This window comes from Microbacterium sp. ZOR0019, assembly GCF_000800925.1.
Classification (GTDB): domain Bacteria; phylum Actinomycetota; class Actinomycetes; order Actinomycetales; family Microbacteriaceae; genus Microbacterium; species Microbacterium aurugineum.
Map to the genome: position 1 here is coordinate 18744 of NZ_JRKC01000012.1, position 24772 is coordinate 43515.

General features: G+C 68.8%; 26 protein-coding genes and 1 pseudogene. 17 read left to right on the top strand and 10 right to left on the bottom strand.

Translation table 11 applies throughout. The features are described from left to right. Positions 1-4 precede the first annotated feature (4 nt). Entirely contained in the window at positions 5-1033 is a 1029-nt protein-coding gene (locus tag L978_RS03980; protein WP_047520531.1) for an iron chelate uptake ABC transporter family permease subunit, read from the top strand. Then, complete coding sequence (locus L978_RS03985) at positions 1030-1785, top strand: iron ABC transporter ATP-binding protein (RefSeq protein ID WP_047520533.1); 756 nt, start codon at positions 1030-1032, stop codon at positions 1783-1785. The genes L978_RS03980 and L978_RS03985 overlap by 4 nt, the downstream gene beginning before the upstream one ends. An 18-nt stretch (positions 1786-1803) precedes the next feature. Here the strand turns inward: L978_RS03985 and L978_RS03990 are convergent, their stop codons facing one another. Genes L978_RS03990 through L978_RS04000 form a run of 3 tightly spaced genes read right to left on the bottom strand, consistent with a single transcriptional unit; the run spans position 1804 to position 3734 of the window. Further along, the gene (locus L978_RS03990; RefSeq protein WP_047520535.1) at positions 1804-2001 is read right to left on the bottom strand and encodes a hypothetical protein; all 198 of its coding nucleotides are present in this window, start codon (positions 1999-2001) and stop codon (positions 1804-1806) included. 22 nt (positions 2002-2023) lie between these two features. Continuing rightward, the gene (locus tag L978_RS03995) at positions 2024-2983 is read right to left on the bottom strand and encodes a DNA-3-methyladenine glycosylase family protein (protein ID WP_047520537.1); all 960 of its coding nucleotides are present in this window, start codon (positions 2981-2983) and stop codon (positions 2024-2026) included. Positions 2984-3026: 43 nt separating this feature from the next. Further along, positions 3027-3734, bottom strand: a complete 708-nt coding sequence (locus L978_RS04000) for a winged helix-turn-helix domain-containing protein (RefSeq protein WP_047520539.1) — start codon at positions 3732-3734, stop codon at positions 3027-3029. A gap of 332 nt (positions 3735-4066) precedes the next feature. On the opposite strand from L978_RS04000, the gene L978_RS04005 reads away from it, so the two are divergent. From L978_RS04005 to L978_RS04015, 3 genes are all read left to right on the top strand, one after another. Then, on the top strand, positions 4067-4375 hold the full coding sequence (locus L978_RS04005; RefSeq protein ID WP_047520540.1) for a GNAT family N-acetyltransferase: 309 nt from the start codon (positions 4067-4069) through the stop codon (positions 4373-4375). 112 nt (positions 4376-4487) lie between these two features. Continuing rightward, positions 4488-5657 (top strand): exonuclease SbcCD subunit D, encoded by a 1170-nt coding sequence (locus L978_RS04010; RefSeq protein ID WP_047520542.1) that lies wholly within the window; start codon positions 4488-4490, stop codon positions 5655-5657. Continuing rightward, entirely contained in the window at positions 5658-8657 is a 3000-nt protein-coding gene (locus L978_RS04015; RefSeq protein ID WP_047520543.1) for an AAA family ATPase, read from the top strand. Between the two features lie 26 nt (positions 8658-8683). On the opposite strand, the gene L978_RS04020 is transcribed toward L978_RS04015, so the two are convergent. Then, positions 8684-9241: a phosphorylase family protein gene (locus L978_RS04020; protein WP_047520545.1), complete on the bottom strand. Its 558-nt coding sequence runs from the start codon at positions 9239-9241 to the stop codon at positions 8684-8686. 109 nt (positions 9242-9350) lie between these two features. Between L978_RS04020 and nadE the strand changes: the two genes are divergently transcribed. From nadE to L978_RS04035, 3 genes are all read left to right on the top strand, one after another. Beyond that, positions 9351-10169: an ammonia-dependent NAD(+) synthetase gene (nadE, locus tag L978_RS04025; protein WP_047520547.1), complete on the top strand. Its 819-nt coding sequence runs from the start codon at positions 9351-9353 to the stop codon at positions 10167-10169. 85 nt (positions 10170-10254) lie between these two features. Further along, on the top strand, positions 10255-13725 hold the full coding sequence (locus L978_RS04030) for a TM0106 family RecB-like putative nuclease (protein ID WP_052193312.1): 3471 nt from the start codon (positions 10255-10257) through the stop codon (positions 13723-13725). After that, positions 13722-14501: a hypothetical protein gene (locus L978_RS04035; protein WP_047520549.1), complete on the top strand. Its 780-nt coding sequence runs from the start codon at positions 13722-13724 to the stop codon at positions 14499-14501. Before L978_RS04030 ends, L978_RS04035 begins: the two co-directional genes overlap by 4 nt. A 6-nt stretch (positions 14502-14507) precedes the next feature. Here the strand turns inward: L978_RS04035 and upp are convergent, their stop codons facing one another. Then, positions 14508-15140: a uracil phosphoribosyltransferase gene (upp, locus tag L978_RS04040; RefSeq protein WP_047520553.1), complete on the bottom strand. Its 633-nt coding sequence runs from the start codon at positions 15138-15140 to the stop codon at positions 14508-14510. Between the two features lie 81 nt (positions 15141-15221). On the opposite strand from upp, the gene tadA reads away from it, so the two are divergent. Then, positions 15222-15677 carry a tRNA adenosine(34) deaminase TadA gene (tadA, locus tag L978_RS04045; RefSeq protein ID WP_047520556.1) on the top strand — a complete coding sequence of 152 codons (456 nt, stop codon included), beginning with the start codon at positions 15222-15224 and terminating at the stop codon, positions 15675-15677. A gap of 28 nt (positions 15678-15705) precedes the next feature. Here tadA and L978_RS04050 read toward each other — a convergent pair whose 3' ends face one another. After that, a complete protein-coding gene (locus tag L978_RS04050; protein WP_047520558.1) occupies positions 15706-16677 on the bottom strand; it encodes a cation diffusion facilitator family transporter in 972 nt (323 codons plus the stop codon). A gap of 60 nt (positions 16678-16737) precedes the next feature. On the opposite strand from L978_RS04050, the gene proC reads away from it, so the two are divergent. Then, on the top strand, positions 16738-17577 hold the full coding sequence (gene proC / locus L978_RS04055) for a pyrroline-5-carboxylate reductase (RefSeq protein WP_047520560.1): 840 nt from the start codon (positions 16738-16740) through the stop codon (positions 17575-17577). 45 nt (positions 17578-17622) lie between these two features. Here the strand turns inward: proC and L978_RS04060 are convergent, their stop codons facing one another. The 4 genes from L978_RS04060 to L978_RS04075 form a co-directional block, all read right to left on the bottom strand. Next, positions 17623-19215: a hypothetical protein gene (locus L978_RS04060; protein WP_047520561.1), complete on the bottom strand. Its 1593-nt coding sequence runs from the start codon at positions 19213-19215 to the stop codon at positions 17623-17625. After that, positions 19197-19973, bottom strand: coding sequence for an ABC transporter ATP-binding protein (locus tag L978_RS04065; protein WP_047520563.1), 777 nt, complete (start codon positions 19971-19973; stop codon positions 19197-19199). The genes L978_RS04060 and L978_RS04065 overlap by 19 nt, the downstream gene beginning before the upstream one ends. Positions 19974-20051: 78 nt before the next feature. Next, positions 20052-20723: a potassium channel family protein gene (locus L978_RS04070; RefSeq protein WP_047520565.1), complete on the bottom strand. Its 672-nt coding sequence runs from the start codon at positions 20721-20723 to the stop codon at positions 20052-20054. Next, complete coding sequence (locus L978_RS04075; RefSeq protein ID WP_047520583.1) at positions 20716-22146, bottom strand: TrkH family potassium uptake protein; 1431 nt, start codon at positions 22144-22146, stop codon at positions 20716-20718. Before L978_RS04075 ends, L978_RS04070 begins: the two co-directional genes overlap by 8 nt. Positions 22147-22252: 106 nt before the next feature. On the opposite strand from L978_RS04075, the gene L978_RS04080 reads away from it, so the two are divergent. The 7 genes and pseudogenes from L978_RS04080 to L978_RS04105 form a co-directional block, all read left to right on the top strand. Continuing rightward, positions 22253-22669 carry an ArsR/SmtB family transcription factor gene (locus L978_RS04080; protein WP_047520585.1) on the top strand — a complete coding sequence of 139 codons (417 nt, stop codon included), beginning with the start codon at positions 22253-22255 and terminating at the stop codon, positions 22667-22669. A gap of 349 nt (positions 22670-23018) precedes the next feature. Then, positions 23019-23210, top strand: a complete 192-nt coding sequence (locus tag L978_RS04085) for a helix-turn-helix domain-containing protein (protein ID WP_047520567.1) — start codon at positions 23019-23021, stop codon at positions 23208-23210. Positions 23211-23333: 123 nt separating this feature from the next. Further along, positions 23334-23432 carry a 30S ribosomal protein bS22 gene (locus tag L978_RS18510; protein WP_003792170.1) on the top strand — a complete coding sequence of 33 codons (99 nt, stop codon included), beginning with the start codon at positions 23334-23336 and terminating at the stop codon, positions 23430-23432. A gap of 78 nt (positions 23433-23510) precedes the next feature. Next, the gene (locus tag L978_RS04090) at positions 23511-23813 is read left to right on the top strand and encodes a rhodanese-like domain-containing protein (protein ID WP_047520569.1); all 303 of its coding nucleotides are present in this window, start codon (positions 23511-23513) and stop codon (positions 23811-23813) included. Beyond that, positions 23810-24106: a glutaredoxin family protein gene (locus L978_RS04095; protein ID WP_047520571.1), complete on the top strand. Its 297-nt coding sequence runs from the start codon at positions 23810-23812 to the stop codon at positions 24104-24106. Before L978_RS04090 ends, L978_RS04095 begins: the two co-directional genes overlap by 4 nt. Continuing rightward, positions 24103-24405 (top strand): Dabb family protein, encoded by a 303-nt coding sequence (locus L978_RS04100; RefSeq protein WP_047520573.1) that lies wholly within the window; start codon positions 24103-24105, stop codon positions 24403-24405. Before L978_RS04095 ends, L978_RS04100 begins: the two co-directional genes overlap by 4 nt. Before the next feature lie 174 nt (positions 24406-24579). Then, a pseudogene (locus L978_RS04105) lies at positions 24580-24772 on the top strand (ABC transporter substrate-binding protein); the annotation flags it as partial.

A 24772-nucleotide genomic window follows, 5' to 3' on the forward strand; every position in this document is an offset into this window, starting at 1 on the left:
GGTGATGGCACCGACGACGACGGGCGGTCCGGTGCGATCGGCCGGCTCGTTCACGACCCCGCGAACGCGCCGTCGCTACGTCCTCGTCCTCGGCGTGCTCGTCGTCCTCGCCGCCGTCTCCGGCTTCGGGCTGCTGGCATGGGCGAACCCGATGCCGGTCGGCTCCGCAGGATTCTGGCGCATCGCCCAGCACCGCGCGATCGATGTCACCGTGATGGCGCTCGTCGCCGTGTCCCAGGCGATCGCCACGGTGAGCTTCCAGACCGTCACCAACAACCGCATCATCACGCCGTCGATCATGGGCTTCGAGTCGCTGTACCGCGTCGTGCAGACCTCCACCGTCTACCTGTTCGGAGTCGCCGGACTCGTCGCGATCCAGGGCGTCGGCCAGTTCGCGATCCAGGTCGTCATCATGGTCGGACTCGCGGTCGCCCTGTACGGGTGGTTGCTCTCGGGGCGATACGGAAACCTGCAGATCATGCTTCTGGTCGGCATCGTGATCGGCGGCGGTCTCGGAGCGGTCGCCACGTTCATGCAGCGTCTGCTCACCCCCAGCGAGTTCGACGTGCTCGCCGCCCGTCTCTTCGGCAACGTCTCGAACGCGGACGCCTCCTACCTGCCGCTCGCGATCCCGCTCGTGATCGTGGCCTCCGCTCTGCTGTGGATCCGATCGCGTCGGCTCAACCTCATGGCCCTGGGTCCGGACGCCGCGCGCTCGCTCGGTGTCGATCATCGGCGCGAGCTGTTCGTCGTGCTGTTCCTCGTCGCCGTGCTGATGGCGACGTCGACCGCGCTGGTCGGGCCGATGACCTTCCTCGGCTTCCTGGTCGCCACGCTCGCCTACCAGTTCGCCGACACGCATGACCATCGGCTGATCTTCCCCGTCGCGGTCCTCACCGCCTTCACGATCCTCGCGGGGGCGTACTTCGTGATGAAGAACGTGTTCTACGCGCAGGGAATGGTCTCGATCCTGATCGAGCTCGTCGGCGGGACCGTGTTCCTCATCGTCATCCTCAGAAAGGGCAGACTGTGATCGCTCTCGACGGCGTCCGCCGGGACTACAGCAGCGAGGTCGCGATCGGTCCGGTCGACCTCGAGATCCCGACCGGCGGCATCACCGCGCTGATCGGACCCAACGGCGCAGGCAAGTCGACGCTGCTCACGATGATCGGCCGGCTGAACGGGATGGATGCGGGGGCCATCGAGATCGCGGGGCTCGATGTGGCCTCGACGAAGTCGAAGGACCTGGCGAAGGTCGTGTCGATCCTGCGCCAGGAGAACCACTTCGTCACGCGACTCACCGTGCGCCAGCTCGTGGGATTCGGCCGGTTCCCGCATTCGAAGGGACGGCTGACCCGGGCCGACGAGGAGATCATCAGCCAGGCCATCGACTTCCTCGACCTCGGTCCGCTGGAGGGGCGGTACCTCGACGAGCTCTCCGGAGGGCAGCGTCAGCGCGCCTACGTGGCGATGGTGCTGGCACAGGACACCGAGTTCGTGCTGCTGGACGAACCGCTGAACAACCTCGACATGCGCCACGCGGTGCAGATGATGAAGCACCTGCGACGGGCGGCGGAGGAACTCGGACGCACGATCGTGATCGTGCTGCACGACATCAACTTCGCGGGGCACTACGCCGACCACATCTGCGCGATGAAGGACGGCGCGGTCGTGGAGTTCGGATCCCCTGCCGCGATCATGACGGATGAGGTGCTGTCACGGGTCTTCGACACCCCCGTGAGTGTGATCGCCGGACCCTCCGGACCGCTCGCGGTGTACTACTGACCTCCGCGCACGAGCTCCTCAGAGCTCGATGCCGTGGTCTTCATCGTTGACGCCGGCGTTGTTCCCGCGCCGCGACTCGTACCCGAGGAACCAGCCCAGCCACACGATGGCGGCGAGAAGAACGCCCAGCCACACATTCTGGAAGATGAGCCCGACCACCACGCCGACGATCAACAGGCCGACGGTGATGGAGATGCGGATCGCTCTGCGGGACATGGCCCCAGCATAGGCGGCGGAGTCAGCGGTCGCGATGGTTCTCGGGTGCGAGGCGAGGCCCCCGGCGCGGCTCGTGCACCCCGCTGGCGACGATGAGACGGACCGCTCGCTGCCGTTGCCCCGCCCAGGGAGCGAGGAGTTCGAGCATCCCGGCATCATCGGTGCGCGTGCCGGTGAGGGCGTAGCCGATCTCGTGGGCGAGGTGGTAGTCGCCGACGCTGACGGCATCGGTGTCGCCGAGCGCGCGGGCCCGGGTCTCCGCCGAGGTCCACACCCCGACGCCGGGAAGGCTCGTGAGAACGCGGTCGCGCGCCGTGCCGTCCGGGGCGGTCCGCACGGCGTCGGCGATGCGGTCGCCTCGTTCCGCGGCGCGCACGAGGGTCCGGGACTGTGGGGGCTCGACCCCGGCGCGGTGCCAGGCCCAGGAGGGGATGCGGTGCCACTGTGCGGCGGTGGGCGCGGTGAACATCGGTCGGGGCGTCGGGCCGGGGGCGCGCTCGCCGAAGCGGGAGACGAGCCAACGCCACGCTCCGAACGCCTGCATACCGGTGACCTTCTGCTCGATGATCGCGCATGCCAGCGCGTCGAACACCTCGTCGGTGCGTGTCAGGCGCAGCCCGGGATGGCGATGCGCGGACTCGGCGACGAGAGGGTGATGCGATGCGTCGAACCCCTCGGCGTCGTCGCGGGCTCCACAGAGTGCGGGGACGGCGTCGAGCGCGAAGTCCGTTCCGGGGCCCCAGGCGGTCGCGCGCACCTCGTCGCCGATCGTGCGCACCGCCAGCGTCGTCGGACCGAGCGGTGTGCGCATCGCACGCCAGATGACCGGTCCGTCGACGACCATGGTCGGGTCGCCCTTGCCGCGGCGCAGGAATCCGAGTGTGCGGCCGAGATCGAGAGGGCGCGATGGGCGGTAGACGGTCTCCCGAGGGGGCTCCGATGGCGCGACCTCAGCCGCTGCGGAAGGAGCCGTCGATGTCATGCGCCCACCCTACGCGCCGGCGCTGACACCGACCCGCGGCCGGTCAGAAGCGGTCGGGCGAGGGGGTTCCGTGTCCGTAGCGGATGACGACGTCGGCGTGCCGGTCGAACCGGTAGCCGATGCCCCGCACCGTGCGGACGATGTCCTCGTAGCGTCCGAGCTTCGCGCGGAGACGACGCACGTGGACGTCGATCGTGCGCTCACCGGGGGTCTCGTCGTCCTGCGCCTGCCAGAGAGCAGATACCAGCTCGCTGCGTTCGATCGTGCGGCCCTCGCGCAGCACGAGGTACTGCAGCAGCTCGAACTCCTTGTAGGTGAAGGCCGCGGACTCCCCGTCGATCAGGACGCGCTTGCGGGAGATGTCGACGGTGACGCCGCTCTCCTCTTCCGCCGTGTCCTCTTCGGCAGCGGCCTTGGTGCGCGCGATGGCGCCCGGCTCCTGCAGGGCGAGGCGGACGACGTCGAGGTCGCGGCCGCCCGAGCCGTGCGGCGCGAGGGCGACCGTGGCGTGCGTCTCCGCACCCGGAGCGAGTTCGGCGAGGGTGCGTCGCAGGGCATCGACGAGCAGCGGCAGGCTCACACCGGCTTCGGCGGCCTTGATCTCGTCGAGCCCCACGTAGAGCGCGAAGCCTCGCGGGGAGCGGACGGCGGGAAGGTCTGCGGTGGCGGAGGGCACCGGTGCGGCGGCCTCGGTACGAGTGCGGATCGCGGCGGTGGTGGCGGGACGCTCGAGAAGTGCGGTGTTCGACATGATGATGAAGTCCTCAGGACGTGAGCCCGGATCGAGGGGGGCTCTGATGCGTTGCATGAATGACCGGCGGAGCCGGGAAGCGAGCAGAGGGTGGATGCTCGGAGACACTGGCCTCGCAGTTCGCGAGGAATCAGGTCAGGCGGGGTGGCTGTTCGTTCAGCGACACATTCGGCAACACATGCCAACGCGACCGGGCATCATCATCCCGGCAGTCCTGTTCGCCTCCTGGGCGGACAAAGGGCTTGCGTTGGTGGTCATGGGGGGATTATGTCCGATCATGACGCCCCATGTCAAAACGCCCGGGCGCTCCTGGCGGGCGTAACGTGGATCGAATGACGATCTCGCACACTGTCGGAGGCTTCATCCTGACCGACGAGAAGGACGCGTCCCGCTACACGCTCATGCGCGATGGAAAGCTCGTGAGCGTTCTCGACTACCGCGACGACGGTCACACGATCGCCCTCACCCGCGCGTTCACTATCCCGACTTTCCGCGGCAACGGCTACGCGGGCAAGGTCGTGGAGGGCGCGGTGGCCGACATCGAGGAGCGTGGCGACCGCACGGTGGACGCGGTGTGCTGGTACGTCGCCGATTGGTTCGCCGCGCACCCCGAGCACGCCCCCCTGCTGCGCTCGCGCTGACCGCCGTCGTTTCATGACGTCGTGTTACGGCGGGTTACCGACGGGGTGACGTCATGAACGGGTCGCGGCACGCCTCGGACGGAATGTCCGAGGGGGTTCGTACCGTGTGAGTATGCGAATCCTGCACACCTCCGACTGGCACATCGGCCGCACGTTCCATGGCAACTCGACCATGGACGCGCTGACCGAGGTGCTCGGGGCGCTGACCGAGCAGGTGCGCACGCACTCCGTCGACGTCGTGGTCGTCGCGGGAGACGTCTTCGACTCCGCGACGCCGTCCGGTCCCGCCTACTCGCTCCTCGGCGATGCGCTGGTGGCGCTGGAAGAGGCCGGGGCGCGAGTGATCGTCACGAGCGGAAACCATGACTCGGCCGCGCGGCTCGGTTTCCAGGCGCGGCTGCTCCGTGACGGCATCCACGTGCTGACCGATCCGCTCGCCGTCGGAGAGCCCATCACGATCGCGGATGCCGATGGACCGGTTCATTTCTTCGGCATCCCCTACCTCGAGCCGGCCATCGTGCGTCAGCACTGGCCCGAGGGCGACAGCGCGGGCCGCCCGTTGCGCACCCAGGCGCAGACCATGGGGCATGCGATGGACCTCGTCCGTGCGGGCATGGACACGCACGAGGGCCGTGCGGTCGCCATCGCGCACTGCTTCGCCGCAGGGGTCGATGCCACCGCAGGCCTCGAGCGCGAGGTGCGTCAGGGTGGGCTCGACGTCGTGCCTCTCAGCGTGTTCGACGGCCCCGACTACGTGGCGCTCGGGCACATCCATGGTCGCCAGACGCTCAGCGAGCGCGTCCGTTACGCCGGGGCTCCGCTGCACTACAGCTTCGGCGAGCAACACAAGGCGCGCGGTTCGTGGCTCGTCGACCTCGATGCCCACGGTCTCGCCACCGTCGAGTGGCTCGAACTGCCCGTGCCGCGTCGTCTGGTCACGCTCACGGGAACGCTCGACGAGATCCTGGCGCCGGAGATGGTCGCCGAGCATGCGAACGAGTGGGTCTGCGCGGTGTACACCGATGCTCTGCCCCAGGCCGAGCCGATGCGGCGTCTGCGCGAGAGCTACCCCTACTGCGCCATGGTGCAGCACCAGCCCGTGGCCGTCTCCGAGGCGGAGGAGAGGTCCTACTCGCAGCGACTCCGTACCGCGGTGACCGATGTCGACCGGATCGAGGCGTTCCTCGAGCACGTCCGGGCCGGGCACGGCGCCACGGATGCGGAGCGCGACCTGATCCGCGCGGTGCTCGACGAGCGCGTGCGCGCGGAAGCTCTCGTCTAGATGCGCCTCCATCGCCTGGAGATCGAGGGGTTCGGCCCTTTCCGGTCGCGGCAGATCGTGGATTTCGACGCTTTCGGCGACGATGGCATCTTCCTGATCGCCGGGCGGACCGGCGCCGGCAAGTCGAGCATCCTCGATGCCGTCTGCTTCGGTCTCTACGGTGGTGTGCCACGCTACGACGGGGGCGAGAAGCGGCTCCGCAGCGACCACTGCGAGCCCGATGATCCCTCCGAGGTCGTGGTCGAGTTCAGTACGCCGGCCGGCCGGTTCCGCGTGACGCGCTCGCCGGAGTACCTTCGTCCGGCCAAGCGCGGCGGGGGGCTGACGAAGCAGGCCGCAGCGGTGTCACTGGAGGAATGGACGGACGCGGGCTGGGTGGGGCGTGCCGCACGAGCCGTCGACGTCGCCGGCGACCTCGATGAGATCCTGCAGCTGAGCCGCGAGCAGTTCCTGCAGGTGATCCTCCTGGCGCAGAACCGCTTCTCCGAGTTCCTGCTGGCGGGGAGCAGGGATCGCCAGGCGCTGCTTCGCCGCCTCTTCGGCACTCAGCGATTCGAAGACGTGCAGGCCCGTTTCGACGAGCGGCGCCGCCAGGCGGAGCAGACGCTCGGTGCGCGGCTCGCCACCGTCGACGCTCGTGTCGGTGAGGCCGAGCGTCTGGTGGACACCACGGGCCTCTCGGGCGATGCCGACGACGGCACGGCCACCACGGCGGCGGGGGAGCAGCCGACGACATCACAGACGATCGATGAGCGTCTCGACGCCCTTCGCCGAGCCCAGGCGCGAGCGGACTACCGTGCCGAGCGGCGGGCCTCCGAACAGGCCGACGCCGAGAAGCGATCCGCCGAGGCCGATGCGGCGCTGGCGACGACGCGTGAGGAGCAGCGCGCACAGCAGGAACGCGACCGTGCACGTGCGGCACTCGCTCGTCTCGAAGCGGATGCGCCGCTGATCGACGAGGCGCGTGCCGAGCTCACGGCTGCGCGTGCTGCCGAGGCGCTGCGCTCGACGATCGCTGCGGCATCACGGGCTCACGAGCTGGTCGACGCTGCCGCGACGGCCGAGGAGCGCGCTCGCGCGGAATGGGACGCCCTCGAGTTCGACGTCGACGGAGATCTCGAGGCGTGGGTGACGGCGCGTACCAAGGAGACCGGGTCCTGGGAGCGGGCGCGTGAGCTCGAGGAACAGGCACCGGCCCTCGACGAAGAACTGCGGATCGCGGTCGCCGCCGTCGACGCAGCGACCGCACGCATCGAGGCCGGGGAAGCGGAGCGCGCCTCGTTGCCCGACGCGGTGGCCGCGCTGAAGGCGGAGCGAGACCAGACCCGGCGCATCGCCGATCGTGCGGACGACATGAGGATCGCGCGGGAGTCGGCGGACGTGCGTGTCGTGGCGGCGAGGGCCGCCCGACGACTCCAGGCCGACCGGGCGGCCACAGAGCGCGATCTCACCGCTGCCACCACCGAGCACGCCGCTGCGCAGACCGCGCTCGCGAAGCTACGTCAGCGTCGCACCGACGGGATGGCCGGCGAACTGGCGTCGAGTCTCCGCCCTGACGACCCCTGCCCGGTCTGCGGCTCTGTCGAGCACCCGAGCCTCGCCACGCACTCCGATCCGGTGTCGACCGACGACATCGCCGACGCCGAGCTCATTCGTGACGCTGCGGCACAGCGGGAGCGTGAACTCATGTCGGCCGCATCGACCGTGCAGGCCGAGTTGGCCGCGGTCCTGGCTCGCGCCGACGGAAGGAGCGTCGAGCAGGCCGAGAGGGAGCACGCCGAGGCGACGGCGGCGTACACACGCAGCCTGAGCGCCGTGGAGGAGTTGGCGGCGCTCGACGCGAGACTGGCGGCACTCACGGCGCGTGTCGAACGGCTCGAGGCCGAGAAGGCGGCAGACGCGGCGGCCCTCGCTCAGGCACGAGAAGACCACGCTCTGCTGCGGCAGCGGGAGGCGCAGGCGCGCGAGTCGATCGCCGAGGCTCGGGGCGACTTCGACACGGTCGCCGCCCGGCTCGCGGACACGGCGACCGCGATCGCCGCCGCCCGTGCTCTCGCTGCGGCGGTCGCGGAACACCGTCGCAGGTCCGAGGCGCTCGTCGCTGCGGAATCCGAGCGAGACACGGCCCTCGCCGACTCGCCTTTCAGCGACGCGGCGGCCGCGGAGGAGGCGCTTCGCTCGTCGACGGCGCAAGAGGCCCTCGACGCCCGGATCGCGCAGCATGCCGTCCAGCGCGAGAAAGAGCGCGGGATCCTGTTCGATCTGGAACTGCGCACGCTCCCCGAAGAGCCCATCGACCTGGAACCGGCCGAGCAGGCGGCGGAAGCCGCCCGGGCGCTCTGGAAGGGCGCGGTCGATGAGGCGGCCCGGGCTGCAGGTGTCGCCGAGCGACTCGAAGGGTTGATCGAGTCGGCTGCCGCGGAGCATGCGAGGACGACCGCGGAGGCGACCGAATTCGAGCTGCTGCAGAATCTCGCAGACACGATCGCCGGGCGCGGAGCGAACACGCACAAGATGACGCTCGAGACCTTCGTCCTCGCCGCCGAACTCGAAGAGATCGTCGAAGCGGCGAACCGGCGGTTGCACGACATGTCGACGGGGCGCTACCAGCTGCGGCATTCGGATGCGCTCGCCGCACGGGGCGCCGCTTCCGGTCTCGGCATCGTGGTCTTCGACGCGTTCACCGGACAGTCCAGGCCGCCGCAGTCCCTCTCGGGTGGGGAGACGTTCCTCACCTCGCTCGCGCTCGCGCTCGGCCTCGCCGAAGTCGTCACCGCGCGAGCCGGCGGCATCCGCTTGGACACGCTCTTCATCGACGAGGGATTCGGCTCGCTCGACGGCGACACTCTCGATGTCGCCATGCGCACCCTCGACGAACTACGACAGGGCGGCAGGACCGTCGGGGTGATCAGCCACGTCGAGGCCATGCAGGAGCAGATCCCGGCGCAACTCACGGTGCGGGCGTTGCCGAACGGTCCCAGCATGATCGAGCCTCGCTGAGGTGGTGCCCGAACGGCGCCGCGGTGTCACACGCCGTATTCGGTGAGGATGAACTCGCGCAGCTGCACGCTGCAGCGCGCGACGGCTTCGCGCCAGTCCGTGAGGGCGCCGTCTTCGGCCTGATCGGAGATAGCCCGGAACACGCGGATCGGGACCTCGAATTGCCCCGCCACCCAGATGTACGCATAGGTCTCCATGTCGACCAGAACCGCGCCGGACGGGCGGATCACGGCGGTGATCTCCGCGTCCTCGACGAAGTGGTCGCCGGTCGCGATCAGCACGCCCTCCTTCCCGGTCGACACCTTCGTGGGAAGGGAGACGTGCTGCCCGGAGATTCCGTCGAGATCGGTGACGTCGTGCTGGAATGCCGTGCCGACCTCGTGCACCCTCGACTCGAGGTCGGGGTCGATCGCCCCGGCGGTGCCCACCACGACGATCTCGTCGTAGTCGTTCGCATCGAGGGCACGGGTGAGTGCGTACGTCGCCTGCAACTTGCCGGGGCCCGTGATGAGCCGATCGAAGCCCTCGAGCTCCTCCGGGAAGGCGGACAGTTCGGAGGCGAGCGCGGCGACGAGGAGTTTCACTGCCCCATTCTCTCAGGTCACCACGGACAGAACCTGACGTGCGACGCGGCGTCACCCCGGTGTAACACGGAGGGGCGATACTGATTCGAGGAACAGAGCGGAGGATCACATGTCGTTGCAGCAGCAGATCTCGGAGGACCTCGGCGTCCGGCCCGAGATCGATCCCGAAGCCGAGGTCGAACGTCGAGTCGCGTTCCTCGTCGAGTACCTCCGCACGACGGGCGCGAAGGGTTACGTACTCGGGATCTCGGGCGGGCAGGACTCGACCCTCGCCGGGCGTCTGGCGCAGCTCGCGGTCGAGAGGGTGCGGTCCGAGGGTGGCGAGGCGAAGTTCCTGGCCGTGCGCCTGCCGTACCGCGTCCAGCACGATGCGGCGGACGCTGAGGCGGCACTCGACTTCATCGCTCCGGATTCCTCGGTCGAGGTCAACATCCAGAACGGCGTCGACGGTGTGGAGGAAGACATCGAGTTCGCGGTCACGAGTGACATCAGCGACTTCAACCGCGGCAACATCAAAGCACGCGTGCGCATGGTCACGCAGTACGCACTCGCCGGGCACGACGGCCTGCTCGTCATCGGCACGGATCACGCTGCCGAAGCGGTGACCGGTTTCTTCACGAAGTTCGGTGACGGCGCGGCCGACATCCTTCCGTTGTCCGGTCTCAGCAAGCGGCAGGGGCGCTCGCTGCTGCAGTTCCTCGATGCCCCGGATCGACTCGCGTTCAAGGTGCCCACCGCCGATCTTCTCGACGGGCAACCCGGCCGGGCCGATGAGGAAGAACTCGGGCTCACGTACGAGCAGATCGACGACTTCCTCGAAGGACGGTCGGTGGATCCCGACGTCGCCGGCCGCATCGAGGCGCGATACCTCGCGACGCAGCACAAGAGACACCTGCCGGTGACCCCGGACGACACCTGGTGGCGGTGATCGCAGTCCGCTTCTGAGGGCGTCCCGCTTCGCCCGTGTCGGATGCCGCGGATAGTGTCGAAGCATCCGACAGAACGGGAGCATCGTGCGGATCGACACTCAGGCGCAGCGCGTCATCTGGAGCGCGAGCGACCTCAAGGCGGCCGCGGAATGCGAGTTCGCGTGGTGTCGGGCGATCGACGCGAAGCTGGGCCGGGTGCCGGCTGTCGAAGAGCCGGAGGATGCGACGCTGAAGCGCGCCGCGGAGCTCGGTGACGTCCACGAGCAGAACGTGCTCGCCCGCTACATCGACGACCTCGGCGACGAGAACGTGCATCGCATCGAGAAGGTGTCCTCGGTCGATGCGGAGGCGTTGGCCGCGGCGATCGATGAGACCGTGCGGGCACTGCGGTCCGAGGCGCTGGTCGTCTTCCAGGCGGCGTTCGCGACCGAGGAGTTCGTCGGGTTCGCTGATTTCCTGCGCAAGGACGACGAGGGGCGGTGGCGTGTCCAGGACTCGAAGCTGGCGCGCAAGGCTCGCGTGACGGCGCTCATGCAGCTCGCTGCATATGCCGATCAGTTCGACCGGCTCGGCATCCCGCGCTCCGATGAGGTCGATCTCATCCTCGGCGACGGCACCCTCAGCACGCATGCCGTCGACGACCTCCTCCCGTTGTTCCAGGTGCGTCGCGCCCGGCTTCGTGCACTCATCGCCGATCGTCGTGTCGCCGACGGTGCCACGGGCGCTCCTCTCGCCTGGGGCGATGATCGCGGTGACCTCCAGATCGTGGCCTGCGGCCGGTGCGCGACCTGTGAGGAGCAGGTGCTCGCGCATCGAGACCTCCTGATGGTCGCGCGGATGCGACCGGTGCAGCGGGCGCGACTGCGGGCAGCCGGTGTCGAGACGATCGACGCCCTCGCCGCCGCGGTCCATGCTCCGGCGGGAATGAACACGGACACGTTCGAGAATCTTCGCGCTCAAGCCCGTCTGCAGCTGCGCGCGGATGCAGACGGCGAGCCGACGTACGACGTGCACTACGCGCAAGCGATCCATACGCTTCCCCTGCCGAGCCACGGCGACATCTTCTTCGACTTCGAGGGGGATCCTCTCTACACCGAGCCCGCAGCCGACGGTGAGGCGCAGTGGGGGATCGACTACCTCTTCGGCTGGGTAGACAACGCGGACCAGTACTCGGCACTGTGGGCGCACACCTTCGCCGACGAGAAGCGGGCGCTCGAGTCCTTCCTCGACTTCGTCACCCTGCGCCGGGCGGCGCATCCCGGTATGCACATCTATCACTACGCCCCGTACGAGACGTCGCATCTGGTGGCGATGGCCGCGCGACACGGCGTGCGCGAAGGAGAGGTCGACCGGCTGCTGCGAGAAGGGGTGTTCGTCGATCTGTACCCGCTGGTGCTGCGCACCGTGCGGGTGGGATCCCGCTCGTACTCGATCAAGAAGCTCGAACCGCTCTACATGGGTGAAGACGTGCGCACGAGCGACGTGCAGAAGGGCGACGACTCGATCGTTCAGTACGTCGCGGCGCGCGAGCTCGCGGCGGCCGGGAACCAGAGTGAGGCGGAGGTGGTCCTCGCCGACCTCGCCGACTACAACCGCTACGACTGCGTGTCCACGCGAAGGCTGCGCAACTGGCTCATTGACATCGCACGGCAGAAGGGCGTCACACCGGCGCCGCCGGACGCCGCCGACGAGGTCATCTACGAGCCGTCGCCCCGCTCCGTCGCGCTCCTCGCCGACGCGGAGCAGGCCGTGGAGGCCGGGGGCGACGGACTCGTCCATCGCATCGCGGCCGCGGCGATCGACTACTTCCCTCGCGAGGCGAAGAGCTTCTGGGTGGCGCATTTCCAGCGGCTGCGGGAGCCGGTGACGATGTGGGACGGCACGCGAGACGTGGTGCGGGTCGATCGTCCCTCGTCTTCCGTCCGACGGGACTGGAGTATCGGGGAAGGGCGCAGGGTGATGTCCCGCGACATCGAGATCCGGGGAGAGGTGTCACCGGGAACGACTCTCGGCGCGGGTTCGCAACCGTTCGCCCTGTACGAGGTGCCGGCGCCCTTCGATACCGAAGTGCCGTCCCGAGCAGTCCACGTGCCGCACACCGTCACGGTGGCCGAAGTGCTCGACGACGGTTACCTCGTCACCGAATCGGCGGTGCAGGGCCAGACCTGGGACGAGCTTCCCCTCGCACTCACCCCCGCCGCGCCGCCGCGGGTCGTCTCCCTGCAAGGGGCGATCGACGAGTGGGCCGATGCCGTGCACGTTGCGGCCCCGGGCTACCCGCATGATGCCGCGACCGACATCCTGCGTCGTATCCCTCCGCGCACGACGTCAGGGGATGCGCTCCCGCCCGCAGACGACGACGTCATCGACGCGATCGTGCGCGGCGTGCTCGACCTCGACCACAGCTATCTCGCCGTGCAGGGGCCTCCCGGAACGGGTAAGACGTACACCGGGTCTCGTGTGATCGCACGTCTCGTGAACGAGCACGGTTTCAAGGTCGGCGTGGTCGCGCAGTCGCACGCCATCATCGAGACGCTGCTGGCGCGGATCGTGTCCGACGGCGTCTCGCCCTCTCAGGTGGCGAAAGCGCCGAAGGATCCCGACGCCGAACCGCCGTACACCGCGATTCCGAAGAACGGCATGGCAGCCTTCCTCGCGGAGCACATCGGGGAGGGTGCGGTCGTCGGTGGCACGGCATGGGACTTCAGCAACACCCAGCGCGTCGACAGGGAGGGACTCGATCTGCTCGTGATCGACGAGGCCGGACAATTCTCGCTCGCCTCGACCATCGCCGTCGCCGCCGGTGCGAAACGGCTCCTGCTGCTCGGTGATCCGCAGCAGCTCCCGCAGGTGAGCCAGGGCGCTCATCCCGAGCCGGTGGACACGTCCGCTCTCGGGTGGGTGATGGACGGCGATCCGGTGGTCCGGCCGGAGTACGGCTACTTCCTCGCGCGATCGTGGCGCATGCACCCGGCGGTGGCGGCTCCGGTGTCGAAGCTCGCATACGCAGGACAGCTCGCCTCGGCGCCCGGCACGGAACTCCGCACTCTCGACGGTGTGGAGCCCGGACTGCACGTGGTTCCGCTCCGGCACCGGGGGAACGCCACCGCGTCAGCGGAGGAGGCCGCCGAAGTCGTGCGGCTCGTCGACGATCTGATCGGTCGGACTTTCACCGACAACGACCCGAATACCTCGGCGCGTCCGCTGACGCAGTCCGACATCATCGTCGTCACGCCCTACAACGCGCAGCGACAGCTGGTGCTCGATGCGCTGGCCGATGCGGGCTTCCCGGATGTTCCCGTGGGGACGGTCGACAACTTCCAGGGCAAGGAGGCGGTGGTGTCGATCACCTCGCTGGCTGCCTCGAGCGGTCGGGATGCGCCTCGGGGGCCGGAGTTCCTGCTGCTGCAGAATCGTCTCAACGTGGCGATCTCCCGCGCTCAGGTCGTCGCCTACCTCATCCACTCCCCGGCCCTCCTCGACGATCTGCCGTACACGCCCGAGGGAGTCGCTCGTCTCAGTGCCTTCGCGCGTCTCGTGGGTGCGGCGGAGTGAGCGTCCACACCACCGAGGACATCCTCCGGGCCTCCGCTGCGTGGGTGTGGTTCCCTCGCGACAGCGATCAGGTGCACGAGGAACTGCAACTCGTGCGGTACCCGGCGCGCTTCGGCGGCGGGGTTCGTGCATCGCAGGTCCGCTCGTCTGTCGATGCCTCTTCGGTGCTCGATCACGCGATCGCGCACACCCGCGGCTGGGGCGAGGCGCAGCTGACGTTCTGGACCAACCCCTCGGACTCTCCCGATCTCGAAGACGAGCTGCGTCGGCGCGGCGCTGAGCACATCGACACCGTCGCCGTCCTCGCCCGCGCCATCGATGAGCTCGTCGTCGACGTCCCCGGGGAGGCGTCGGCGGAGATCGTGCGCACACTCGAACAGGTGCGGGAGGTCGACGCGATCAACGTGCCGGCCTGGGCGCAGGAACCGCTCGACGAGGAGGGGATCCGCATCGAGAAGGATGAGGTCGTCGCAGGGCTGAAGACGGGGCGCGACGTGCGCGTCCTCGGTCGGCTGGAGGGACGGTCTGTGAGCACCGGCGGATGCACGATCGTCGACGGCTTCGCACGGTTGTGGGGAGCGGCGACCCTACCGGATGCGCGTGGTCATGGTGCCTATCGGGCTGTCCTCGCCGAGCGGTTGCGCGCTGCCGCCGAACGGGGCGCGGCGACCGCCCTCGTGAAGGGCCGCATCGCCACGTCCGCACCGATCCTCAGACGTGTGGGCTTCCGGCATTTCGGCGACGAGCGCGCCTATCGACTCACCCTCGCAGACTGATATCGGTCAGACCGTGCCGTAGAGGCGATCGCCGGCGTCGCCGAGTCCGGGGACGATGTAGCCCTTTTCGTCGAGACGCTCGTCGAGCGCGCCGAGCACGAGGGTCACGTCGCGGTCGCCCGCCATCGCCTCGATCGCGGCGACACCTTCGGGAGTGCCGAGCAGGCAGATCGCCGTGACGTCCTTCGCCCCGCGGTCGAACAGGAACTGGATCGCCGCCGCGAGCGATCCGCCGGTGGCGAGCATCGGGTCGATGGCGAAGCACTGGCGGTCGCTCAGGTCGTCGGGGAGACGCTCGGCGTACGTGGTCGGCTCGAAGGTGGTCTCGTCGCGCACCATTCCGAGGAACCCGACCTCGGCGGTCGGGAGCAGCTTGACCAGACCTTCGAGCATGCCGAGGCCGGCGCGGAGGATCGGCACCACGATGGGACGCGGCTCCGAGATCTTGACGCCCGTGGTCGTCGTCACAGGGGTGGTGATCTCGATCGGGCTGACCTTCACGTTGCGGGTCGCCTCGTACGCGAGCAGGGTCACGAGTTCTTCCGTGAGCTGACGGAACACCGGCGACGGGGTGCGCGCGTCGCGCAGCACCGAGAGCTTGTGAGTGACGAGAGGGTGGTCGGCGACGTGAACACGCATGGATACAGGGTAATGCGCCGGGGAGCCCGGCACGACATCCGGGCCCGGGTGACCTGGGTGCGGCTGTCGTAGGCTCGACGCATGACCGCCGCCGACGACCTCGCGATGCAGCGGGCGCTCGCGCTTGCGGACGAGGCGGCGGCAGCGGCGGAGATCCCGGTCGGAGCGGTGATCCTCGACCGTGACGGGAACATCCTCGCCGAGGGGCGAAACACCCGCGAGGCCACGAACGATCCGACCGGTCATGCCGAAGTGGAGGCCTTGCGTCGTGCGGCGGAATCCGTCGGCTCGTGGAACCTCGAGGGGCACACCCTCGTGGTCACCCTCGAGCCGTGCATCATGTGTGCGGGGGCGATTCTGCAGGCGCGCATCGGGCGCGTGGTCTTCGGCGCCTGGGACGAGAAGGCGGGCGCGGCCGGCTCCATGTACGACGTCCTGCGCGACCGGAGGCTCCCGTACCGCGCCGAGGTGATCGGCGGTGTGCAGGCGGACGCGGTGGCGTCGCAGCTGCGCACCTTCTTCGAGCAGCGGCGCTGAGCACTCGCTGCCCGTCGGGGCTCCGCGCTCAGTCGGAGGACTTCAGCACGAAGACGTCGGTCGACGGCTCGGGATCGATCGCGGGGCGATACACGTCCGGCTCGATGTAGACGATGCGAGCGACCGGAACGGCCTCGCGGATGCGCGCCTCGATCGCGTTGATGTCGTCGGCGGCTTCCCGCAACGGCTTGTCGGCGTTGAGGGCGATCTTCGCAGCGACCATCAGCTCGTCCGGTCCGAGGTAGAGAGTCTTCATGTGGATGATCTTCTCGATCTCGTCGCCCGCGTTGATGGCATCGACGATGCGGTCGTGATCGGCGGCCGTCGCCCCTTCGCCGACCAGCAGGCTCTTCGTCTCGACGCCCAGCACGATCGCGATCAGCACCAGCAGCACACCGATCATCACGGTCCCGAGGGCGTCGAACACCGGGTTTCCGGTGAGGAGCGTGAGCCCGACGCCGAGCAGCGCGAACGTGAGGCCGGTCAGCGCACCGACGTCTTCGAGCAGCACGACAGGGAGTTCGGGAGCCTTCGAACGACGCACGAAGGAGACCCACGACTGCCCCTTCTCCCGCACGATGTTGCTCTCACGCACCGCGGTGCGCAGCGAGAACGACTCGAGCCCGATCGCGATGAAGAGGACGACCAGCGGCAACCACCACCAGGTCCTGTCGAGCTCGTGGGGGTTGGTGAGCTTCTCGACGCCCTCGTAGATCGCGAAGAGTCCACCGACGGAGAAAAGGATGATCGACACGACGAAGGCGTACACATAGCGCTCCCGGCCATAGCCGAAGGGGTGTGCACGGTCCGCTTCGCGACGTGCCTTGCGTCCGCCGAGCATGAGTAGGAGCTGGTTGCCGGAATCGGCGACCGAGTGGATGGCCTCCGCGAGCATCGAGGCGGAACCGGACAGCGCCCAGGCGACGAACTTCGCGAGCGCGATGCCCAGGTTCGCCAGGAACGCCGCGACGATGGCCTTGTTGCCTCCGGATGCACTCATGGGACGAGTCTAGAACCGCCCACCGGAGGATGCGGGGAGTGCCCGCCGTAGGATGACGACATGGCTGACTCGCTTCCTTCCCTCGCTTTCCTCGGTGCCGGCTCGATGGGCGGTGCGATCCTGCGCGGAGTGGTCGCGTCGGGCATCCGGATCGACGGCGGGATCACCGCGACGAACCGCAGCGCGGAGAAGGCGGAGGCGTTCGAAGGGCTCGAAGGCGTCACCAGCATCGCACTCGCGGAGCGGCCGGACGGCAACGTCGAGGCCGCGGCGGGCGCGCGCATCGTCCTGGTCGGCGTCAAGCCGGCGATGGTGCCCGACCTGCTGCGCGAGATCGCCCCGCACCTCGCCGCCGACGCGATCGTGGTGAGTGTCGCCGCCGGTGTCACGCTGCAGACCTTCGCCGATGTGCTCGGCCCCGATGCCCGCGTGATCCGGTCGATGCCGAACACTCCGTCGACGGTGCGCAAGGGCGTCACCGGTCTCGCCGCAGGGGCCGCCGCGACCGCGGACGATCTGTCGCTCGTGCGTCGTCTGTTCGAGACCGTCGGCGCGGTCGTCGAGGTGCCGGAGTCTCAGATCGACGCGCTGTCGACGATCTCGGGATCGGGTCCGGCCTACGTGTATCTGCTGATCGAGGAGTTCACGAAGGCAGCCGTCGGCATGGGCTTCGAGGATGCCGACGCCAGGCTGATGGTGGAGCAGACGTTCATCGGCGCGACCGCACTGCTCGACGCCTCGGGAGAGGACCCTGCCGAGCTGCGTCGCCGCGTCACGAGTCCGAAGGGGACGACGGAGCGGGCTGTCTCGGTGCTGCAGGACGCGCACCTCGAACGCACTTTCTCCGATGCCGCTGCCGCCGCACTCGCGCGGGCGAAGGAACTCGCCGCCGGAGCCTGAACCGGGCCCCGGCGGATCGGCACCCCCTATCGGTGCACGAGGTCGCTAGCTCTCGCTGGCGACCTCGGCGAGCACTTCGGGCCAGCGTCGGTTGAGGATGCTGCCTCCGAGCACCGTCCCACCCCACAGGGCGAGCGCACCGAGCACGACACCGCACGCGAGGCTGACCCAGCCCAGCGCAGGATTCCAGATCCCCGCGATCGCGAACCCGAGGGCGGGTGCGCCGACGAGCAGCGTGATCGGTCCGATGATGATCATCGCGAGAAGCGACTGCACGCCACCGGAGGAGCCGCGACCGAGCGGGTTGGCCTCGGGTGCGGGAGCGCGACCCGGGAGGAAGCTGCCCACCCAGGCGCCTGCGCCGGCCGAGATCGCCGTCAGTCCGAGCGCCGACCCGAGGCTGCCGGGCAGCAGGTCCATCCGGCCGGCGAGCAGGCAGGTGGCGACGCACAGCACGAGGGTCAGGGGCACGGCGATCAGCCCGAATCCGAGCAGCCGTCCCGCCCGATCCGCGGCGCCGCGGACGCCGCCCAGGATGTGGGCCGCGATCGCGTCGTTGTCGTAGGCGATCGCCATCTGGATGATGGTGCCGGTGAGGAGCGCGTTGATCGTCGGGATCAGCGTGAGTGCGGGCCCGAATCCGACGGACTCGTCCTGCAGTCCGTTCATGAGCGCGAGCCCGATGAAGATCGCGGGCAGGAGCAGCATCATCACGACGTTCACGACCTGTCGAGGGTCGCGGCGGAAATATCGCAGTGTGCGTGCGGCGATGGCGCCGGTCGGAGTGGCCGGCAGGACCCGGTCCAGCAGACCACCGGAGCGCACACGTCCTCCGCCGCTGTTCTGGATCGGGGCGACGAGGCGTGCGGCGAGCAGCCCCCGTGCCGCGAACCACAGGGCGATGACCGTCGCCAGGGCGATGAGCAGGCGGAGTGCTGCGGAGAGGTATTCGCCCTGCGCGACCGACGCGGAGACGCCGAACACCGCGCCGAAGGGCGTCCAGCCGACGATGTCGGTGACGGCGGTGAACGCCCCGCCGATGTCGTTCACCCGGAACAGCGCACCCATGCCGAGGTTGAGCAGCAGGCCGGAGGAGGCGACGAGCAGCACCCCCAGGATCACGACGAGGTCGCGGGTGCCACGGCGGGCCAACCACCCGGCGAGGACCCCGCTCACCACACGGGCGCCCAGCACACACGTCACGACGGCGACGGGTGCGAGGATCAGAGCGCTGAGCAGTGCCGGAAGGCTGATCGACCAGCCGAGGAGCATGAGCAGCAGTGCCGTGATCGTGCCGAGGCCCCCGATGGTCGTCGCGCCGGCGACGACCAGTCCGGGCAGCAGGGCGCCGGCGGTGAGGGGAAGCAGAGCGAATCGCTCGGGGGCCAGCGAATCATCGCCGCTCACCAGGATCGACCCGACCCACCACCCGACGACCAGCACAGTGCCGGCGAGGACCATGACGGTGACCGCGGCCTCGGGGGCGGCGAAGCGCAGCGCCACGAGTCCCGCCGTCAGACCCGCGAGCATGCCCAGGGCGATCATCCCGGTGAGGACCAGGGTCACGATCATCCAGGGGTTGCGCGAGAGCTGGTGGCCCAGCTGCCGCCAGCGCAGGCTTACGAGGAGCGCAACCACGCGAGTGTCTCCGTCCCGAGATCGTGTGCGCCCACCAGGGCCAGGAACCGCTGCTGAAGCGTGAGACCGGCGCGCACCTCATCCAGCGTGCCGTGCGCGAGCAGACGACCCTCCGCGACGATGGCGACCCGGTCGCACATCGACTCGACGAGCTCCATCACGTGGCTGGAGAGCACCACCGTGCCGCCGCCGTCGACGAACGCGCGCAGGATCTGGCGGATCGTCTCGCCCGACACAGGATCGACCGCCTCGAGGGGCTCGTCCAGGATCAGGAGTCGCGGCGCATGGATCAGGGCGCACGCGAGGCCGATCTTCTTGCGCATGCCCGCCGAGTAGTCCACGACGAGGCGATCACGCGCATCGGTGAGGCCGAGGGCGGCGAGGAGCTCTTCGGTGCGCGATGCCACGTCAGCCTCGGGCATGCCCCGCAGCAGGCCCGTGTAGCGCAGCAGCTCTGCGCCGGAGAGCCGGTCGAGCATGCGGATGCCGTCGGGGAGCACGCCCATGCGCGCCTTGGCTTCGGCGGGGTTCTGCCACACATCCGCACTGAGCACCCACGCGTTTCCGGCGTCCGGACGCAGCAGTCCGGTCGCCATGGCGAGGGTCGTGGTCTTGCCCGCGCCGTTCGGTCCGAGGAGTCCGAGCATCGATCCGGCCGGCACGTCGAGGGAGAGGTTGTCGACGGCGACCTTCGGCCCGAACTGCTTGTGGAGCCCGCGGAGGGCGAGGACGGGTGGGGCCGTTGTGTGGTCGGTCATGCCCTCCATCCCACCACGGACGGGTCGTCTGCGCGTCCGCCCTGAGGGGGAGTCGTGGATCCGGGGTGGGTCCCGCCGTCAGCGGTCGAGTGCAGCGAAACGCTCGATGTCGCTGTTGGTGCCCGACACGATGATGAGGTCGTGGTTGGTGACGATCGTGTTCGCCTCGGCGTAGCGGAACGGCTTGCCGGGGCTCTTCACCCCGACGACGGTGACCTTGTACTTCGAGCGGACGCCCGACTCGTTCAGGCCGACGCCGCGGATGAACTTCGGCGGGTACATCTTGGCGAGCACGAAGTCGTCATCGAAGCGGATGAAGTCGAGCATCCGTCCGCTCACCAGGTGCGCCACGCGCTCGCCGGCCTCGCGCTCCGGGTAGATGACGTGGTTCGCGCCGACACGGGCCAGGATCTTGCCGTGGGACTGGGACACGGCCTTGGCCCAGATCTGCGGCACCTTGAGGTCGACGAGGTTGGCCGTGATCAGCACGGACGCCTCGATCGAGGAGCCGACGGCGACGACCGCGACCTGGAAGTCCTGCGCACCGATCTGGCGGAGCGCATCGATGTTCTTCGCGTCGGCCTGCACGGTGTGCGTGACGCGGTCGGACCACTTCTGCACGAGCTCGAGGTTGTCGTCGATCGCGAGCACCTCGCGGTCGAGACGGTCGAGCTCTCCGGCGCACGCGGCGCCGAAGCGGCCGAGACCGATGACGAGGACGGGAGCGTCGCCCCGGAGGACTTCAACCAACGATCGGCCTTTCCACGGGCAGTGAGTAGTACTGCGTTCGCGATGTCGCGGCGACCGCCGCGGCGAGAGTCACTGTACCAACGCGCCCCATGAAGATGGTCGCGGCCATGACGTAGGAGGCTGAATCGGGCAGATCCGCGGTGAGCCCCGTCGACAGCCCGACGGTGCCGAAGGCCGAGATCACATCGAACAGGACGTGGCTGATCTCCTCCTTGGTGAGCTGGGCGATCACGATGGTCGACAGCGCGACGATCGTCGCCCCCCACGCGACGACGCTGAGGGCCACGCGTTGCACGTCGCTCGGGATGCGCCGCCCGAAGGCCTCGACGGACTGACGGCCCTTCGCCTCCGACCACACGGCGATCGCGAGGACGGCCAGGGTGGTGACCTTGATGCCGCCCGCCGTCGACGCCGAGCCGCCGCCTACGAACATCAGCATGCTGGCCGCGAGGAGGGAGGAGCCGTTCAGATCGTCCATGTCGATCACGCTGAAGCCACCGGATCGGGTCATCGCCGAGAGGAAGAAGGCCTGGAACGTCGTGTCCGCGGCGTCCATCGACCCGAACGTCTTCGGGTTGTCGAACTCCAGGACGACGAAGACGGCCGCACCCAGGATGAACAGGAGCACCGTGGTGACGAGGGTGAGCTTCGTGTGCAGCGACCAGCGCTTGACGTGCCAGACGTGCTTGGCGAGCGAGTAGATGACGGGGAAGCCGATGCTGCCGAGGAACACGCCCACCATGAGGAGAGAGAGCACGAGGTAGTCGTCGCCGAACACGGCCACACCGCCGTCGTTCGGGGCGAAGCCGGTGTTGGTGAAGGCCATGGCCGCGAAGTACGGGGCCTCCCAGAGCGCCGCGATGGGGTTGACCTCCGCCATCACGAGGGCGGGGTAGAGCAGGACGGCGAGCGTGGCCTCGATGATGAGGGCCGATACCGCGACGGTCGTGAGCAGCTGACCGACCTCGCCCAGGCGCACCGTCTGGCTCTCGTTCACCACGCCCCCGTGCGCGCGCAGAGGGTTCGTGTCGCCGGCCGCCAGCAGTTTGGCCCGCAGCCCCAAGCGCTTCGAGATGAGCATCCCCATGAGGGACGCGAGGGTGAGGACGCCGATACCGCCGATGTTCACGCCGAGGAAGACGACGACGTGCCCGAACGGCGACCAGTGGTTCGCCATGTCCACGGTCGACAGGCCGGTGACGCAGATCGTCGACATGGCCGTGAAGAGGGCGTCGCTCAGCGGGGTGACGGTGCCGCTGGCGGACGCGATCGGTAGCGACAGGAGAACCGTGAACACGAGGATCAGGAGCGCGAAGACGACGATCGCGAAACGGGAGGGTGAGGAGGTGAGGATCTGCCTCGCACGGCCGGCGATTCCCGACAGACCCTGTCCTGGGGACGACGCCGAAACGATGCCCGACATCGCTGCCCCCTCATCTTCTCTCTCGGACGCGCCCCACGGTCGCACGGCGCCGGTCAGCCGAGCCTCCGTCATGGTACTCCGTGCCGGAGCCGACTACCCTGATCACATGACGGACATCTTCGACGTGATCGCAGACGGTACGAGGCGCGACATCCTCCAGCTCCTGCTGCGGCACATGTCCGAAGGGGAGACCGGCACGAGTGTCAGCCAAATCGTCGCCGAGCTGGGCATCAGCCAGCCCACCGTCTCGAAGCACCTCAAGGTTCTTCGCGATGCCGAGCTGGTGTCCGTGCGCGAAGACGGACAGCGCCGGTTCTACAGCCTCGCGGTCGAACCGCTCGAAGTCGTCGATGACTGGCTCGTCCCGTTCCTGGTCGACGCGTACGGCGACGCGGCCCCGGACATCGACTACCCCGGTGGCCCGCTTCCCGACAGTGCGGCACATGCCGCGGAGGTCGTCGGGCGCGCCGCGGCATCCGCCAAGCACGCCGTCACCTCGGCGCTCAAGCGGTTCGGCGGCTGAACCCCGTCGACGGTTCGCGTCCCGGTGTGGCCGCTCGTGGGGCGCGCCCGGAAACGCCTCGCCCCTGACGGCCGGGGGGCATGTCGTCAGGGGCGATCCGCGGATCCCCAGATCCGCGAGGACTCGGCGCGGTGCCGGCGCGAGTCCTGCACTGACAGTGGCAGTCGCGGCTGAGCGAAAGGCGAGCGACGCCTATGTCTCGGCTGGACGGCGGGAGCGGAGGTCGGGGGCCCGCGCGAGTTCCTGGCGGTGGATCCCGCCGATGCCCCACTGATCACATGAGTCACACGGGTTTACAGGTGTCCCAGCTACCCCATAGAGTGTGCACATCGAGAAAGGGGTACGTGGGATGCCCGAGGTTCCAGACGTCCGATTCCTCACGGTGGCCGAGGTCGCCGAAATCATGCGCGTGTCCAAGATGACCGTGTATCGGCTGGTGCACGCCGGGGAACTGCCAGCCGTCCGCTTCGGGCGGAGCTACCGCGTACCGGAGTCGGCCGTGGCCGACGCCCTGCAGCGCCCCATCGCCGACGTCGGGTGAGTCGACGCGAGGCCGCACGGCGCACGCCGTCGGGTTTGCTAGACTGATCCGAGGCATTTTTCCGTGCCCGTACCCGGGTGTCCGATTTCGGGGACACCCAGCCCCTGACTTAGTGAGGTTTCCGTGGGTTCTGTCATCAAGAAGCGCCGCAAGCGCATGGCGAAGAAGAAGCACCGCAAGCTGCTTCGTAAGACTCGCCACCAGCGTCGCAACAAGAAGTAAGCGACCAGACACGAGCGCCTGTCTTCGGACGGGCGCTTTGTGTCTCTGCCCACAGATCTCCACCGCCGAGAGGATGTCATGAAGTCGATCACCGTCACCGAACTCGCCGAGCGCTCCGGTGTCCCGCTCATCGATGTCCGGGAGGTGGACGAGTTCGCCGCAGGCCACGTGCCCGGTGCCGTCAACATCCCGATGTCCGAGATCGGCAACCGGCTCGAGGAGTTGCCGTCGGAGGCGTTCGACGTGATCTGCCAGGCCGGCGGCCGTTCGGCGCGGGTCGTCGAGGCGCTGGAGTCCCGCGGGTACGACGCGACGAACGTCGAGGGTGGCACCGGTGAATGGATCTCGCAGGGACGTGCCGTCGAGGTGCCGTCGGCGTGACCACGCTGACCCTGATCCGCAAGCCCGACTGCCATCTGTGCGAGGTGGCTTCTGAGGTGATCGACGCCGTCGTCGCCGAACTGCCGGACGCGGCGGCGGAGCAGATCGAGATCGTCGAGGCGTCGATCAACGACGACCCCGCCCTGTACGAGCTGTGGTGGGAGAAGATCCCGGTCCTGTTGATCGACGGCGAGTTGCATGCGCACTGGCGCGTGACGCCGGACCGTCTGCGGGAAGCGCTGGAGACAGCCGTCCGCAGCGATATGAAGTCCGAGTCGAAGGAAGCCCTGTGACCATCCGCCATGTCGTGACCTGGAAGCTCGCCGCCGAAGACGCCACCGTGCGTGCCGAGCAGGCGAAGGAAGCCGCGCGCCGCCTGAACGCCCTCGACGGTGTGGTGCCGCAGCTCCTCTCGATCTCCGCCGGAGCCAACATGGCGTACCCGGAGGCGAACTGGGACGTGACGCTGGTCGCGGACTTCGACTCGGTGGAGGCGATCGAGGAGTACCAGGTGCACCCCGCGCACGAAGAGGTCGTCACGTACATCCGCTCAGTCGTGGCATCGCGCGTCGCCGTCGACTTCGAGGTCTGACACTCCGTCGCGGGTCACGAGGAACTCGATTTCGTCCGTCTTCCCGGCGGTCTCGCAACACAAACGTGATATGCGGCGACGCCGATGCCATTGGTCACGCGACCGACCGCATGTTTAGATGTTCTCCTACCCGTCACCGGGCGTCACATTCGCCCTCGACTCACAGGAGCCGACATGCCTCGTCGTAACCTCATCGCCGGTCTCGCCCTCGCGGCGACCGCCACCCTCGCGCTCGCCGGCTGCGCGACGGGATCCTCCGACGCGGGCAGCGGTGGTGAGCCGGCTGCGGGCGACGACTACGGCTTGATCGAGGCGGGTACGCTCACCGTCTGCTCGGACATCCCCTACCCGCCGTTCGAGTTCGAGG

Coding starts and splice junctions, on each gene's coding strand:
- L978_RS03980 (WP_047520531.1), top strand. CDS start 5: ATGGCACCGACGACGACGGGCGGTCCGGTGCGATCGGCCGGCTCGTTC.
- L978_RS03990 (WP_047520535.1), bottom strand. CDS start 2,001: ATGTCCCGCAGAGCGATCCGCATCTCCATCACCGTCGGCCTGTTGATC.
- L978_RS03995 (WP_047520537.1), bottom strand. CDS start 2,983: ATGACATCGACGGCTCCTTCCGCAGCGGCTGAGGTCGCGCCATCGGAG.
- L978_RS04000 (WP_047520539.1), bottom strand. CDS start 3,734: ATGTCGAACACCGCACTTCTCGAGCGTCCCGCCACCACCGCCGCGATC.
- L978_RS04005 (WP_047520540.1), top strand. CDS start 4,067: ATGACGATCTCGCACACTGTCGGAGGCTTCATCCTGACCGACGAGAAG.
- L978_RS04010 (WP_047520542.1), top strand. CDS start 4,488: ATGCGAATCCTGCACACCTCCGACTGGCACATCGGCCGCACGTTCCAT.
- L978_RS04015 (WP_047520543.1), top strand. CDS start 5,658: ATGCGCCTCCATCGCCTGGAGATCGAGGGGTTCGGCCCTTTCCGGTCG.
- nadE (WP_047520547.1), top strand. CDS start 9,351: ATGTCGTTGCAGCAGCAGATCTCGGAGGACCTCGGCGTCCGGCCCGAG.
- upp (WP_047520553.1), bottom strand. CDS start 15,140: ATGCGTGTTCACGTCGCCGACCACCCTCTCGTCACTCACAAGCTCTCG.
- tadA (WP_047520556.1), top strand. CDS start 15,222: ATGACCGCCGCCGACGACCTCGCGATGCAGCGGGCGCTCGCGCTTGCG.
- L978_RS04050 (WP_047520558.1), bottom strand. CDS start 16,677: ATGAGTGCATCCGGAGGCAACAAGGCCATCGTCGCGGCGTTCCTGGCG.
- proC (WP_047520560.1), top strand. CDS start 16,738: ATGGCTGACTCGCTTCCTTCCCTCGCTTTCCTCGGTGCCGGCTCGATG.
- L978_RS04065 (WP_047520563.1), bottom strand. CDS start 19,973: ATGACCGACCACACAACGGCCCCACCCGTCCTCGCCCTCCGCGGGCTC.
- L978_RS04075 (WP_047520583.1), bottom strand. CDS start 22,146: ATGTCGGGCATCGTTTCGGCGTCGTCCCCAGGACAGGGTCTGTCGGGA.
- L978_RS04080 (WP_047520585.1), top strand. CDS start 22,253: ATGACGGACATCTTCGACGTGATCGCAGACGGTACGAGGCGCGACATC.
- L978_RS04085 (WP_047520567.1), top strand. CDS start 23,019: ATGCCCGAGGTTCCAGACGTCCGATTCCTCACGGTGGCCGAGGTCGCC.
- L978_RS04090 (WP_047520569.1), top strand. CDS start 23,511: ATGAAGTCGATCACCGTCACCGAACTCGCCGAGCGCTCCGGTGTCCCG.